At 40.9% G+C, this 15,178-nt stretch carries 13 protein-coding genes and 1 rRNA gene; 3 read left to right on the plus strand and 11 right to left on the minus strand.

Annotated features, from left to right (window positions below):
* Positions 1-100: 100 nt before the first annotated feature.
* From L2672_RS16650 to htpX, 5 genes are all read right to left on the minus strand, one after another.
* The gene (locus tag L2672_RS16650; RefSeq protein WP_248996976.1) at positions 101-775 is read right to left on the minus strand and encodes an ANTAR domain-containing response regulator; all 675 of its coding nucleotides are present in this window, start codon (positions 773-775) and stop codon (positions 101-103) included.
* Positions 763-1,968, minus strand: a complete 1,206-nt coding sequence (locus L2672_RS16655) for a glycosyl transferase (protein WP_248996977.1) — start codon at positions 1,966-1,968, stop codon at positions 763-765. Before L2672_RS16655 ends, L2672_RS16650 begins: the two co-directional genes overlap by 13 nt.
* Positions 1,961-2,833: a uroporphyrinogen-III C-methyltransferase gene (gene cobA, locus L2672_RS16660; RefSeq protein ID WP_248996978.1), complete on the minus strand. Its 873-nt coding sequence runs from the start codon at positions 2,831-2,833 to the stop codon at positions 1,961-1,963. The genes L2672_RS16655 and cobA overlap by 8 nt, the downstream gene beginning before the upstream one ends.
* Positions 2,833-5,676 (minus strand): nitrate reductase, encoded by a 2,844-nt coding sequence (locus tag L2672_RS16665; protein ID WP_248996979.1) that lies wholly within the window; start codon positions 5,674-5,676, stop codon positions 2,833-2,835. Before L2672_RS16665 ends, cobA begins: the two co-directional genes overlap by 1 nt.
* A 371-nt stretch (positions 5,677-6,047) precedes the next feature.
* Positions 6,048-6,911 (minus strand): protease HtpX, encoded by an 864-nt coding sequence (gene htpX, locus L2672_RS16670; protein WP_248996980.1) that lies wholly within the window; start codon positions 6,909-6,911, stop codon positions 6,048-6,050.
* 260 nt (positions 6,912-7,171) lie between these two features.
* Between htpX and pepE the strand changes: the two genes are divergently transcribed.
* Positions 7,172-7,885 carry a dipeptidase PepE gene (gene pepE, locus L2672_RS16675; RefSeq protein WP_248996981.1) on the plus strand — a complete coding sequence of 238 codons (714 nt, stop codon included), beginning with the start codon at positions 7,172-7,174 and terminating at the stop codon, positions 7,883-7,885.
* A 256-nt stretch (positions 7,886-8,141) separates the two neighbouring features.
* Here the strand turns inward: pepE and L2672_RS16680 are convergent, their stop codons facing one another.
* Positions 8,142-9,632, minus strand: coding sequence for an MATE family efflux transporter (locus L2672_RS16680; protein WP_248996982.1), 1,491 nt, complete (start codon positions 9,630-9,632; stop codon positions 8,142-8,144).
* Between the two features lie 24 nt (positions 9,633-9,656).
* Positions 9,657-10,505 carry an ion transporter gene (locus tag L2672_RS16685; protein ID WP_248996983.1) on the minus strand — a complete coding sequence of 283 codons (849 nt, stop codon included), beginning with the start codon at positions 10,503-10,505 and terminating at the stop codon, positions 9,657-9,659.
* Positions 10,506-10,649: 144 nt separating this feature from the next.
* Here L2672_RS16685 and L2672_RS16690 point away from each other — a divergent pair, with 144 nt between their 5' ends.
* Together L2672_RS16690 and L2672_RS16695 are read left to right on the plus strand one after the other, a co-directional pair.
* Positions 10,650-11,153: a L,D-transpeptidase family protein gene (locus L2672_RS16690; protein ID WP_248996984.1), complete on the plus strand. Its 504-nt coding sequence runs from the start codon at positions 10,650-10,652 to the stop codon at positions 11,151-11,153.
* A 47-nt stretch (positions 11,154-11,200) separates the two neighbouring features.
* A complete protein-coding gene (locus L2672_RS16695) occupies positions 11,201-11,761 on the plus strand; it encodes a VOC family protein (protein WP_248996985.1) in 561 nt (186 codons plus the stop codon).
* A gap of 28 nt (positions 11,762-11,789) precedes the next feature.
* Here L2672_RS16695 and L2672_RS16700 read toward each other — a convergent pair whose 3' ends face one another.
* The 4 genes from L2672_RS16700 to rrf all read right to left on the minus strand — a co-directional run bounded on the left by L2672_RS16700 (position 11,790) and on the right by rrf (position 14,848).
* Complete coding sequence (locus L2672_RS16700; RefSeq protein WP_248996986.1) at positions 11,790-12,203, minus strand: globin domain-containing protein; 414 nt, start codon at positions 12,201-12,203, stop codon at positions 11,790-11,792.
* A 135-nt stretch (positions 12,204-12,338) separates the two neighbouring features.
* Entirely contained in the window at positions 12,339-13,139 is an 801-nt protein-coding gene (locus L2672_RS16705; protein WP_248996988.1) for a M23 family metallopeptidase, read from the minus strand.
* Positions 13,140-13,208: 69 nt separating this feature from the next.
* Positions 13,209-14,081 (minus strand): 6-carboxytetrahydropterin synthase, encoded by an 873-nt coding sequence (locus tag L2672_RS16710; RefSeq protein ID WP_248996987.1) that lies wholly within the window; start codon positions 14,079-14,081, stop codon positions 13,209-13,211.
* Positions 14,082-14,732: 651 nt separating this feature from the next.
* Positions 14,733-14,848: ribosomal RNA gene (gene rrf, locus L2672_RS16715) — 5S ribosomal RNA — on the minus strand.
* Positions 14,849-15,178 lie beyond the last annotated feature (330 nt).

Below are 15,178 nucleotides of genomic sequence, written 5' to 3' on the forward strand. Positions count from 1 at the left end.
ATTAGCTTAATGAATGCACAGCTTGTGCCAACATTTACTATGATTTATTTTTTTAATTTCAATATAAAACAGTACATTACAACAAAAGAATTGTTTTAGATTATCTATATAGACTCAAAGTAGACGGCTTTGCACCAATCTGATGCGCACCATTATCTAGCATGCCCTTTGTTGAACAAGATTCAGCAGGCGAGTTAGTCGACATAACCGCAATAATTTGTGCCGACATTTGTGCCATTGTTATGCCTTTTTGCATTGCTTGCTGCTGTATAATTTTATGGGCTTTTTCTTCAGTGAAGCCTTGCTGCATCACAATGAGCTTTGCCTGACTTAACAATTTGAGCCCTTTTATTTCATCATCTAACTTTTTGAATTCAGCAATACTTTTATTTGCTGCATCAAACCGAGCCTGGGCTAAATTCACTAAGCTGGTGATACGGTTAGCGGCCATTTTTTCTGGCACAAATGTAATACGACCACAACAAAGTAATCGTTCTAATTGTGTTTGCTGCCAATGGCTGGCATTTACAATCATCGCCTGCGGCGCCGCCTCAAATATGCGTAAAATAAACCCTGTCATATGCGGTGAAAGTTCATCGCACATCACAATCACTACATCAAACTCAGCCAGCTGCTTACAACGTTCAACTTGACTTAACGATGTCATCACCATCGCCTCACCCATTGAACAAAGCGCATTCTGATATTCAATTAGCCTGTTAGCTTCTGCTGTTCTTTGGCTAAAACTTGATTCACAAATAATTAAACTGCGCATATCTGCTCCTTGTTACCTGAGTGGGATATGTTAATAAATTCTGCATGGGATAAAGACTGCAACTGTTGAAATATCGCTTGTGGATTTAACCTATTCGCCCACACCTGCTGTGACGCTTCAGCTATGTCAGTTAATGGTTGCTTAGCTAATAACTCACGCTCTAAACGCAATATTAATGCTAATGTAGACTCAATACTTTTTACCGCCTGAGCAATCATAGGCGCAGACATTAACTGCAATAGTTGAGTTGATTTATCAGGTTCTATTTCTGACCAAAGTAGTGCAAGCACATCGGCTGACAAGTCTGCTTGGCCCACTTTTGCACCAGAAAATGCCTCTAAAGAGGTATCTAAACTAAAATCACCACAACTAAGGGATTCTGCAGCTGACTTAACAAACTTTACTGTAGTGGTGACTCTAGGATTTATTTCGGTTTCACCTTGTAAGCCCTTGAAAATGCCTACAATGCCTTGCTGATGTTGCAGGTGTTGATGTTGGTGTCGAAACAGTTTCTCAGCAACCTGCTGATGAATGTTGTCTAAACCAGGATGAAAATAACTGCGAAGACTGATGGGAGCGTTTGCCGGATTAACGCAACGAGAAGCCGTTTGAATAATGCTGCGTAAACCTAACTCTTGATGCAATAAACGACACTCATCTAATACATTTAGCATATCACCAGCATGCACATAAACAATATTGGCATCATCTAGCGCTTGCTGCGCATCTTCAGCGTTGAAACAACGAGTAATATTTAATGCACCAATACAAGACTCCACATGACGACGATGGGGTAATGCCAAGCTATCGCCATGTAATAATATTTTAATGCCATTATTTGCCAGTAATTTTGCCACCAGCAATAACCAGGGTAACTGCTCACGTTTACCCGCAAATACGGGCCAATCAATATCTACCGTTAATGACGCCCACTGGGCAGATACTGACTGTTTAAGGCCTGCTACAACGCCTGCTACTTCATCAACAGTTTCACCACGTACTCGCATTAACATCATAGCACTGGCCATTTGAACTTGAGTCACCTTGCCTTGAGCAAACCCTTGTATTAACAAGCTAGCTTCGGCAAAAGTTAAACTGCGCGAACCTTTTTCACCTTTGCCAAGGGCTTTTATCAATAGCCGAAAATCAAATTCGTCTACTGACGTTAATGTGAGCTCACCAATCTTAGGCATACTCAACCTCACGAACCATGTGATTATAATGAGCTGATGAGTAATCAATATCGCTTAATAGTTGTGCTAACTGTTGACCAATAGACACCACTTCACCAATGATAATCAGCGTTGGGCCAGAATCTTTAATGGTTAAAGCCGTTTGGCTCATCTCTGCAACCGTTGAATAGGTGACAATTTGGTTAGCACGACCACCATTAGTGACAAAGGCAACCGGCAACTCAGACGAACACTGCTCTGACATCAATCCTGTAGATATACGGCTGGCTTGCTCTTTGCCCATATAAAACACTAGTGTAGATTGTGCGGCTAACAGGGCTTGCCATTGCGCTGGGGCGTAAGCACTGTCTGCATCAGTCATTTTTGTGCCGGTAATTAAGGTAACGCTTCTGGCTAACCCTCTAAATGTTAATGGAATACCGGTACTAGAAGCGCTGCCTAAGGCCGCTGTGACACCCGCATAAAACAATGACTTAATACCTCTCTGCGCCAAGTACAAAGCTTCTTCGCTGCCGCGGCCAAAAATATGTGGGTCACCACCTTTTAACCGTACTACTTTCAAACCTTGCTGAGCTAACTCGCATAACAGTGCATTAATATCTTCTTGCTTTGTGCTGGGCTGGCCACAACGTTTACCCACAAAATGTCGCTGACAATCGGCATCTACCAGAGTCAAAATATCGCTACTGACTAAACTGTCATAAACTAAAGCATCAGCTTGAGAAACGACCCGTGCAGCTTTTATTGTCATTAAATCTAATTGGCCACACCCAGCGCCAACAATGGCAACTTCCCCAGCTTGAAGTTCGCTTGAATTTGCTGCACTGGATTGCTTTGTATCAATAAGTGTTTTGACATTATTCATTATGCAACGTCCTCTTTGGCTGAATCGGATTGTGGTGCAGCTTGTTCAACAACAAAAGACAACGCATCTTGCCAAATCGTTGTTGCACATTGTTTAACCTCACTGTTACAGCTACCACACTGGCGGCCACAACCTAAAGCTGATTGGGTATTATCTAATGCAGCATTAAAGTCGAGCTGATCAATGCCGCTTTGCATCATTTGATTATCAAAATGCTGGCTTAATTCGTTGCTGATGTCTGCTTCACTTACACCCGTACAAGCGCATACAAGCGGGCTATTACCAGCCCGAATTTGAGCATGAATTTGTTTTAATAACTGGCTGTCAAATGCCTCACCAATAAAGGCATTCATAGGTTCAAGAGCCACTTGTACAGGTTTGTCAGATAAGATTTTTAACGACGTTAACCTGCCTTTTTCAAGGTTGCATTGAATGTGTAATAGTTGGTCGGCACATATTTCTGTCGTCAGGCTTAAGGTCCATTTTATGGAATGCGGAGTCGCTTGATAGGCAAATCCATCTTGCTCATGTTCAAAGGCAATATGGTGACACACCTCATTAGATAATGTTTGAGGCACATGCCAACATAAGCCTTGTGCACTGTCATCATGTAAACCAAAAACCACACCTTGTAATGACAAATACAATGGCGATAAAGCAACAGGTTGGCACTTAAAGCCGGGTTGTTTTGATACTGGATCAACCTCGGCGCTGATGGCTTGGTTCACTCCACTGGTCAATGAAAATTGCTTTGACCAATGCATTGACATAAATGCCAAATTCACTGGTACATCGGCATCAATCTTAACTCTTGCTGCAGTAAACGCGTTTGAAGATTCGGCCGCCGAACTAGCCGATTTAATTTTCACTAATTGTGAGTCATACAAGCCTAAAATAGTTAACTGAGTCGGGTTGATAACTAATAATGGCTCAGGAACACTGGCACGAAGGCTGGCAATATGCCCTGTACGTGTCATGGTATGCCACTGATCACGGCTACGACCACTATTGAGCAATAACACAGAGGCTTGCGCCATTAATCCTGTGGCATTTGAGTCATACACAATCGGTTCAACATCTATGGATTCAGCCGCAACAAATTGTGCTTTAGCTGATGGCGTTGCAAACTCACCATCAGTAAATACCCGTGTATGTTGCTGACCAATTTGTTTGGCATCTGTAACAGGCCATTGTGTAGGAAGTAACGCATCGTATTGAGCTTTAGAAAGGTTTGCTAGACCGGCAAGATTAAACTTCTTCTGAGGAAATGTTTGGCAGACTTTTGCAGAAAGTTGAGCATGCTCTTTAAAAACCGCAGCATTATCTTCAAAGTCAAAACCACTAAAGCCCATTTTAGTCGCCACTTGGCTAATGGCCCACCAGTCAGGTTTAGATTGTCCTTTAGGCGCTGTAAAACCACGTTGGCGGGTAATGGTGCGCTCACTATTGGTGACCGTACCGCATTTTTCTGACCAGCCCTGCGCGGGTAAAAGTACATCCGCTAATTTAGCCGTGTCGGTATCAGGAATAACTTCAGACACCACCACAAATGGACAATCTGCTAGCGCCTTGGCCACTTTATCGCTATTAGGTAACGATACTGCAGGGTTAGTTGCCATGATCCAAATAGCCTTAATAGTGCCATCGGCAACCGCATCAAACATCTCGACAGCAGTTAAACCTTTGTCTTTAGCAACGTCATCACAGCCCCAAAACGCTGTAAGTAATTGTCTTTCTTGAGGGCTAAAACCCATATGGCTTGCAAGTTGTGTGGCTAACCCACCCACTTCTCTTCCGCCCATGGCATTAGGTTGGCCCGTTAACGAAAAGAAGCCACTACCCACTTGGCCAATTTGCCCAAGTGCTAAATGACAGTTGATAATGGCGTTGGTACAATCCGTGCCAATAATGGATTGATTAACCCCCTGACAAGATGCCGTAAGCACTTTAGATTTACTCGCAAATAATTCAAAAAACTGCTCGAGTAAGGCTAATTTAATACCGGTACGCTTGGCTAGAAGAGGCAAATTTGCGCTGAGTTTTTGAGCGGGTTTAATGACCTTATCAAACCCTTCAGTGTGCGCCTCTATATAGGATGGGTTTAATTTATCGTTATCGGCTAAATATCCCAATAAACCGCTAAATAAACTTAAGTCTGCTCCAGGGTTAATCGCTAAATGAAGGTCTGCTTGTTTAGCCGTAGCGGTGTTAATTGGGTCAATAACCACCAGCTGACAATTGTTGGTCTTTTTTGCCGCTAAAATACGTTGAAATAACACCGGATGAGTCCATGCGGTATTGGCGCCAATTAATACGATAACTTCCGCTTGTTCTAGGTCTTCATAACAGCCCGGCACCACATCTTCACCAAATGATCTTTGCATAGCACTAACTGCTGATGACATACAAAGACGTGAATTAGTGTCTACATTCGCTGTTTGTAAGTAGCCTTTAGCAAATTTATTAGCCACATAATAATCTTCAGTGAGCAATTGACCAGATAAATACAAGGCAACAGAATTCGGGCCATATTTTTCACGAGTTTCAATAAATTTTTCGGCAATTAGCTGAGTAGCATCATCCCAATCGACTACTTTTCCAGAGGAAAGCCTTGGATATCTAAGGGTAGTTGGTTGCGGTAAACTTTCTAATAAACGCTCACCTTTCGCGCATAAACGACCAAAGTTAGCGGGGTGTGACTCATCCCCTGCCAGTGTGAAAGAGTTCTGCACTTCATCAAGTTGTGGTGACATATCCTGTGACGTGTTTGATGACGAGCCGTGATTAATTGTTAAACCACAACCCACCCCACAATATGCACAACTTGATTGAAAAACTGCCATTACAACACCTATATCTTTATCTCAATAATGACTACAGGTGTCGCAACTAACGTGCCAAAAATATATAACTATGAATAATAAAGACTTTCTGTAAGTTTGCCCTAGTTTGGTGGTGATTTTTGCGCAACATAAGTGCAACAGACCGCACCATGTTTGCGCATCTTATTGAAAAATAACACATTTAAATACCTCTTTAGGGGTAGACCTTGTGTTTGTCTTGGCAAAAAAGATAGGCAATAAAACATAAAAAAACGTACACATTCGTCAGAACATGTACGTTTTATATTGACAACCTTGAGTTTAAAAGAGGGTTAATTAATCACCGTTTTCACTCACTGCTGTATCAGGCATAGCTGTTAAACAAAGCTATATTAGCTGTTTCTTAAGGCTGCAATACGTTTTTCTAATGGTGGGTGACTCATCATCAATTCCGCCATTGAACGCTTACCATTAATGCCAAGTGCAGACATTTGAGCAGGCATCGCACCGGTTTCTGGGCCAGACTTTAAACGCTCTAGTGCTGCAATCATTTTGCTTTTACCCGCAAGGCGAGCTGCGCCTTCGTCGGCTTTAAACTCACGAATACGAGAGAAGTAAGCCACAATCATAGAGGCTAAAATACCAAATAGCATATCAAGAACAAACACGACGGCCATGTAAGCGAACATGCCAAGGCCTTCACCTTCTTCGTCATTACTCGCAACCACGTTATTAATAATGCCCGCAACAACACGTGCAGCAAAAATAACAAAGGTATTCACGACACCTTGAATCAAGGTTAAGGTCACCATATCACCATTAGCAACGTGGCTAACTTCGTGAGCCAATACACCTTCAATTTCATCTTGAGTCATGCCATAAAGCAAACCAGAGCTTACAGCAACCAACGAGTTATCTTTACTTGGTCCGGTTGCAAAAGCATTCATTTCAGGTGACTGATAAATAGCCACTTCTGGCATTTTGATTCCCGCTTGCTCAGCTTGGCGCGCAACGGTTTCGACTAACCAACGTTCAGTATTGTCACGAGGCTGAGTGATCACCTCACAACCCATAGTCTTTTTAGCCATCCACTTAGAAATAGCTAAACTGATAAATGCGCCACCAAAACCAAAAATGGCAGCAAACACTAATAGTCCACTCATTGTCGAAGTGTTAACCCCTAGAATAGACATTACAATTGAGGCCACTAGCAAAACGGCTAGGTTGGTCGCAATTAACAAAAAGATACGCTTCATTTTAGCTCCTGTGTTGGCAACATTGCCGATAATCAAATAATTCTTACAGACATAATATGTCCATTAAAATGAAATTCAAGTGATGCAAAGATTAAATATGTTTTAATCTTGCTAATAAGTTCATTTGCGGCAAAGTCTAGGTTTAATTACTTAATTAAAACTTAATAAGCCCCGATGATTGAACATATATCGCGGTTAATTGAACTTTGATAAGATTAACTCAAATTAAGTTTAGTTATTGATGATAAAAAGGATATTTAATGACCGCTAATATTTTATTATTAAGCGCCTCACGAGAAGGTGACACCCCATACCTTGAACATGCAGTTAAGCTGATTCAACCTTTATGTGGTCAAACTCGGCAATGGATCTTTATCCCTTATGCTGGTGTTGGTATGAGCTACGATGATTACTTAGAAAAAGTGCGTACAGGTTTAACAGACTTACCTATCACCATCAAAGGTATCCACGAATTTAGCGATCCTATACAAGCCATTAAAGATGCTGATGGTATTTTTGTGGGTGGCGGTAATACGTTTCAACTATTAAACGAATTATACCGTTATGACTTAATTCACCTCATTAAAGAGCAAGTTGCTGAAGGTAAACCTTATGTGGGTTGGAGTGCAGGTTCAAATATTGCTGGCCAATCTATTCGTACCACCAATGACATGCCAATTGTTGAGCCACCTTCATTTACCGCAATAGGCTTAGTGCCGTTTCAATTAAATCCGCACTATAGTAACTACCAAGCACCGGGTCACAATGGAGAAACCCGTGCCCAACGTTTATTTGAATTTACCCAAGTTGACCCAATTACCCCCATTATTGCTATTCAAGAAGGGTCAGCACTCAGATTAACAGCAAATAAACTGACATTAATTGGCGACAAAGTAGGTTATTTATTTCAAGGTGAACAACAAGAAGTTGAGTTGCCTGCTGGCAGTGACCTAAGCCAATATATGAACTTATAAGGCTAACGCCCCAAAGCAAATATCGATGAATTGATTAACCTGAACTACGGATAAGAGATTAGCTAACACACTAATTTATTTTAAGGTTTAGTCTAGAATAGATTTCTAGAGAGATATTTTTGCTTAGAACAAGGCAAATTTGTGCGTCAATAGCTAGCCTATTGCAAACAAATTTAACGCAGTTATCAGTAAAAATAGCCTCTAGAAAGCAAGTTGTTATCCGCAGCTCAGGTTGATGATCTTTGTGGCGTTATTTTTAAGGCTTATTTACTGAAGAAGATTTTTCAGCTAACTGCTGACAAAGTTGCTCGTCATCCAATTGGGCTATTTGAGCGCAAGCAGAAGATAAAGGCGTAGCATTAGTAGTGTCATTCAGTTTCACGTCATCCCCCTCAAACACTTTCGCCGCTAATTCAGCTTGAGCAATATGAGCAAGTTTGTTCACTAGGCGATAAGACATCACTACCCCTGCAATACCAAAAATAATCGAGCCGATGACTTGCCCTATCAACACTCCGTAAACTTGCCCCCATTGCGCACCAAAATACACAAATGGAATAGTACCTATAGTTGCCTTACCCACATTAAACAAGGTGGAATACTTAGCTTTACCTAGGTTATTAAACGAAGCATTGGCGACAAACAAAATACCTGAAAAGATAAAAAATACGGCAATGTACTGACAAAAGAATAAAATGATTTCAGCAGCATCACCTTTCATGTCAAAGCCTTTGACGATTTGATGTCGGGCTAAAAACAAAATAAGTGACACCACACAAACATACAGCACACAAAACTGAATCGCTTTAGTTAGGCTTTCTTTTACTCTTGCGAACTCATTAGCGCCAAAGTTCTGACCAACAATGGGCCCTACCGCGCCAGACAAGGCGAAAATCATCCCAAAACTTACCGGAATGAGTCGACCTAAAATGGCCCAGCCAGCAACATAACTATCACCAAAGTCAGCAATGGCGCGAGTCACAACCGCATTACCTATAGGGGTGGCTACATTGGTTAACATTGCAGGGCCAGCAATGGAAAAAATAACCGGAATGTCCTGTTTAAATTCTTCAAAGCTAACACGCCCTAATAACTGATGTTTTATCAACGCACCGTGTCCTGCAATAAACAGTACCGCAAAGCGTGAAATAACCGATGCAGTTGCAGCACCTTCTATTCCCATGGCAAATACAAAAATAAATATCGGGTCTAAAACGGCATTAACACCACCACCGGCTAACGTGGACATCATTGACAGTTTAGCATCACCCACAGCCCGAAGTGCGCCACCAAGAGCCATCGCTAAACAGATAACAGGCAGTGATGGGACTAATATGTACAAATAACTCTTAGCTAAATCAGCTGTTTTGCCGGTAGCCCCAACCAAAGAAAGTAACTCTGGCACAAAGCTCAACACCAACACCGCCACAAGCAAACTGGTGAGTAAGGTCACAATAGCACTGTTCATAAATAGTCGTTTCGCTAAAACGCTATTTCTGCTACCGACGGCTCTTGAAACCAACGCACCCAGTGCAATGGATAGTCCAATGCCAATAGAAGTAGTAAAAAATGAAATGGTTCCTGCATAGCCAACCGCAGCAGCCAGCTCTTGCTCACCCAATAGACTTAAAAAGAAAATATCTAGTAAATCAACAACAAATAATGCAGAAATACCCACTGCAGCCGTTGAGCTCATTACTAAAATATGACGTAAAATTGATCCTTCAACAAACTTAGCGGTTGTCATGGTGTTCCTATTTTTATAATCCACTTATGGCTGGGTGAGAGATGCTAAGGCCTCAAGTTCACTTCCACAATGATTGCAGAATTGAGCATCATTATCGTGGCCTTTTTTGCCACAGTTACTGCACTTTCTTAAATCACGTACCTTCACCATTTCATGTGATATTTCAGCCGTTAAAATACCTGTAGGAATAGCAATAATGGAATAGCCAATTAACATGGTTAGCGAAGCAATAATCTGCCCTAATGGCGTTTGAGGGGTAATATCACCGTAGCCAACAGTGGTTATGGTAACAATGGTCCAATACATAGACTTAGGTATCGAACTGAAACCATTTTGTGGCCCTTCAATCACATACATTACGACGCTTAACACTAATATGATCAAGGTGACTGAGAAGAAGAAAACAAACACCTTACGGCTAGACTGCATCATCGCCTTAAGCAATAAGTTTCCATCGGCTAAAAAGCGCAATAACTTTAGCACTCTAAACACTCTAAATAATCTTAGCACTCGAATCGCCAAAGCGAAGTTTGCCGCTGGAAAGATTAGCGCAAGATAACTAGGTAGAATTGATAAGAGATCCACCACACCAAAAAAACTGCGGGCATAATGAAGACGATTTTGCGAGCAATACAGCCTTAAAAGATATTCAATGGTAAATAAGATAGTAAAAAACCATTCACCAATAATAAAATATTCACCATATGCATCACTTAAACTGCCAATAGTATCTAAGCTAATCAACACGATACTTGCCACAATCGCAACCATTAGCGAAATATCAAACGCTTTACCTGCGGGTGTATCAGTGCCAAAAATAATGGTTCGTAAGCGTTGTTTTAATAATGAATCCTGTGGGGGTTGATCAGCCATGTTTATTCAACTCATTTTTGATATAGATAAATGCATCAGACGCTATACCAATTACAAAAAGATAGCGTTAAACTCTCCGTGCTTGATAGTAGCAAACATATTTACAGATAATTAAAATAATAACATTCATTTTTCGGAGTTAGCATGTTGTTGCGCTGTTGTTTATACGCTTTTTGGCTGCTTGCTTTTGGTTTCATTCCAAGCGCCTCAGCAAGTAGTCAATCAAAAGTCGATTTGGTAGTAGTAAATAAATCTGAATCTCGTATGTCGGTATACCGTGACGGTAAAATTATTAAAACCTACGCCATAGCTATGGGCGATATGCCCACTGGACATAAACTCACCGAAGGCGATCAACGCACCCCTCAAGGCCGCTATATCCTTGATTATAAGAAATCAGACAGTGCATTCTATAAATCTATTCATATCTCATATCCCAATGATGAAGATAAACTCAGAGCCAAAGCATTAGGCATCAGCCCCGGCGGAATGATTATGATCCACGGAGAAAACCCGCGATCAACTTTATCTCCCGAAGAAGCTCAAAAGTTTAATTGGACTAACGGTTGTATCGCAGTCACAAATAAAGAAATGGATGAATTGTGGCAATTAATTGATGAAGGCACTCCCATCGAAATTTGGCCTTAAAGTTTGCACAGACATTTCAGGACACCTATAAATTTTTCAGGACACCTATGAATATTTCAACCTTAACTCAAACATGGCCGCAGTTTAGTCAGCAAATTACCGAGTTCATTAAACAATTAGGCTTAGATTCCCTTGCATTACATTGTGATCATGCGGCTCTTCGAGTTAATAATACACAGACCGCAGAGCAATTAGTCCAAGAGTTTGAAGTCCAAGGGCATGTTATATCAAACAATATCATTAATGGTCGGCCTATTCTGATCATTAAACTTGCAACACCATTACAGCTTGCTAATCAAGCCGTCGAGTGTGTTGAATTACCCTTCCCATCAGATAAAGTTTATCCACAAGAAGGCTGGGAACACGTGGAATTGGTTTTCCCTTCCAATGCGCAAAACTGTCAAGAGTTGGTAAAAGAAATGATTGACAAAGCACCACAGCTTGAACAAGTTATTGCAGGTGAAACTGAGATTAAGGTTAAGCAAAGTTCACCGAAAGGGGATAATGAAAGGCTGGCAAACCCAACGATTGCGTTCAAACTGAATGGGATTTGTGTAAAAGTTCATCCTCATGATATTCAAACTATTATCGCCAGCGAAAACGATTAAAAAGTGTCAATATAAGTTAAGTGAAGGGTTAGCTATTTAACCCTTCAATCACTACCTCAGCAATATTATCGTAATAGTTTGCCCAAGCACTTTCTATCGTTGTATTTGATTGATCTTTTAATTCATATTGAATAGATAAAATCAATGCAGATTTGACCACTTGAAATTGGGCTTGTTTTACATTGTAGTTTTTATGTCTCACCCCTAAATCAAAAAGCAGCGGGCGTAGACTTTCAAATTGATTTATTTTATTAACGGCTGTGGTAAAAATTTCATTAAAATGCTTTTCTTGAATTGCACGTTCAGTCTTAAATAGCGGAATAACAAGCGGTGCCATTTGAAATAGATGATCATAAAAGGTTCTGCTTAAATTGATATTTTCTGCTTTAATTATTGCAAAAGATGATTGAATTAGCTGAATTTCTTGCGGGGTTAACTCCATGTATACTCCTGAAAATTGGAAATTTTAGCACTAATTAGAATAATGACTTTATCGATACTATTGATGCTGGCTTTATTATTGTACAAATCAGTTTAAGCTTAATTAGCTTAGTCAATTAATTAAGCGAGTGCTAATTTAATTATTAATCGGTTTTTCTGCGGTTAATACACTTTTCATTGATGGCACAATCGATACTGGATCAAGTCGCATTTGAAACCAGTTTAAACGCCAATCTAAATGTGGCCCTGTAGCACGTCCGGTTGCACCTATCTCAGCTAATTTTTGACCTTGAGTGACTTTATCGCCTTCCTTTACATACAGCTTACTTAAATGTAAAAAAGTTGAACTGACACCGTAACCATGGTCAATGATCATCGTACCACCTGAATAAAACATATCAGCCACTGATAATGTAATCACCCCATCAGCAGGCGCTACGACAACCGTGCCTGTTGGTCTAGCAACATCAACCCCATAATGAGGGTTGCCTGGAACGTCGTTATAAACACGTTGACTACCATAAACACCTGAAATCCTGCCCGTTACTGGCCAAATAAAATCTTGCATAAACGCTGTTTGGTCAATAAATTTATTTCGTGCTGCTCGAGTTTGTTTAGCATCTTCAGCAGCACGCTTTTGAGCCTGCGGATCCGGTTTCATAATTTTTTTACTGATACCCGTGACACGATCAATTTTGTACTCACGAGCCGCTATTTTTAGTGGTTTTAATTCTGTTAAACCATTCGGATAAACCACCTCAAGCATCTGCTCAGCTTTCGCTTCACGTTCAAAACCAATTGCAAATTCACCATTGGGAGTCACTTTAACATCTTGACCGTTTAAGGTGATTTGACTCCCAGCAGGAACAGTACCTCTAACCAGCGCACCTTGTTCAAATTTACCCTGAAAATCGATTTGATTTGCCTGTACCGGCATACCTGAAGTCACTAGGAAGCCAAACACAAGCACACAAAATAACGCTGATAATAATTTCATAAAAACCCTTTAGCCTCTAACCGCAATGGCTCCTTTGCCAATACCTTCAAATGCAATCACTTTAAAATGACTTTCAGGCACCTTAGCCGCAAGCGTTGTTGCCATGTACTCAGCCAATAATTCAACGGTCGTATCATGAGGAATAATGTCGCAACAGTGCTTAGGCATCGCTAATTGAAAGTCACCTTGCGGGGCAACATAATGGAAAGCAAAATGACTTTCATCGCTCACTTTGGCCTGTTTTGATAAAGATAAGTCATCCACTAAAACTAAATCTTCCTCTGTACCTAAGTAAATATCATGCCAACGCTCAGCCCAATACTCATCCCATTTAGGCTCTGCAATGCCATTTTCAAATACCGTCACAGGGCTTCTATGGCCATGTGCAATCCGTTGACAATTGCCGTCATGTTTACGTAACCCGTGGCTGTAATGATAATAAGGTGTAGACAGCACTTCATTACGTAATGTTAAGCTAATACCTTGAACATTATCAGGTAATGCTTCACGTAATGCTTTTTGAAGAAAATCATTCACACTTTCAAAATCAATCACTTCAGTAGGAATTAATGCAAATGCTTGTGATGGACAAGCTAGATGAATATCACCTTTTTGACTGGCAAAATCCATCCACACTCGGTCACCTTGTTGCTGCCAACGCACTTCACTGCAAGCCGTAGGGATAAGCAAACGGTGATCAGCTACATCATCAATGGTGTTTTTAATGGTCTTTTTGACTTTAGAGAAGTCCAAAACCATGTTTTGGTCATCCAGTCCGCCGTCAAGTAATACATCAACAATCCAGCTTTCACCAACCATTCCACGAATAGGACAAAGATAGGAAAAATCAATTACAGTTAAATCTTTTACAAACAGTTGCATTAAAGCTCCTAGGCAGAAAAACAGTCCACCTCAGTATTAATCATTTCTCATTAGCAGTAGGCCAAAAGAATCGTAACACCAAACAATTGAAGTAGATGCTTGGCGTAAACTAACATTCTAAACAAAAGTCAGCTATTGAGCGAGTCTCCATAAAAAATAGTACCAAAAAAGCTGCAAAGATGAGTTTGTGATGGTTTTTTAGGGTAATTAAAATACTCAACCTTTGTCATTACGACAGCACAGAACCAACGTCATTCCGGCAATGCTTTTGAGACGGAATCTGAATTCATCAACTGCAGATCCTCGATAACAGATCTCGAGGATGAAGGATTAGGAGCATTAAGCCCCGCCGTATGATCACAGCAACGCACAATCTAGGTCATTCTGACGCACTCAACCTACGTCATTGCGAGAACACTCAAGCCTCACCATTATGACAGCGCTCAAACCTCGTCATTACGGCGCACTCAACCAACGTCATTCCGGCAACACTTAATGCGCGTCATTCCGGCAATGCTTTTGAGCCGGAATCTGCATTCAAAAACAATAACTGCAGATCCTCAACAGCAGATCTCAAAGATGACCGAGCAAAAACCCACAAACGCAAAAAAGCCCACAGCGCTAGCTGTGGGCTTTTTTATCTTATTTGACGTCTGGAAATGACCTACTCTCACATGGGGAGACCCCACACTACCATCGGCGATACTGTGTTTCACTTCTGAGTTCGGAATGGGATCAGGTGGTACCACAACTCTATGGTCTCCAGACAAATTCTGTCTAAATACTGGTTAATTCTACGTCTAACGTCATTGTTTCCTCGTTCTAGTGCTCATGTAGTAAACTACACTCCGCGCTTCACTTGTCACGGCTTTGTTAGCCTAACAATTTCCTGCGTATTTCAGTATTTAGTAATTCGGAAAACTGATTTGAGTTTCAAGTACATGGAAGTACTTGATGTCATAAATGCAGGTGCAATTTATGACCACACTATTTAAGCGCTTATTCTAAGACTAAGCTATTTCTTCATTACCTAATCGTAAAACCCATCTGGGTTGTATGGTTAAGCCTCACGGGTCATTAGTACAAGTTAGCTCAAC

Source organism: Shewanella gaetbuli (assembly GCF_023284065.1).
Lineage (GTDB): Bacteria > Pseudomonadota > Gammaproteobacteria > Enterobacterales > Shewanellaceae > Shewanella > Shewanella gaetbuli.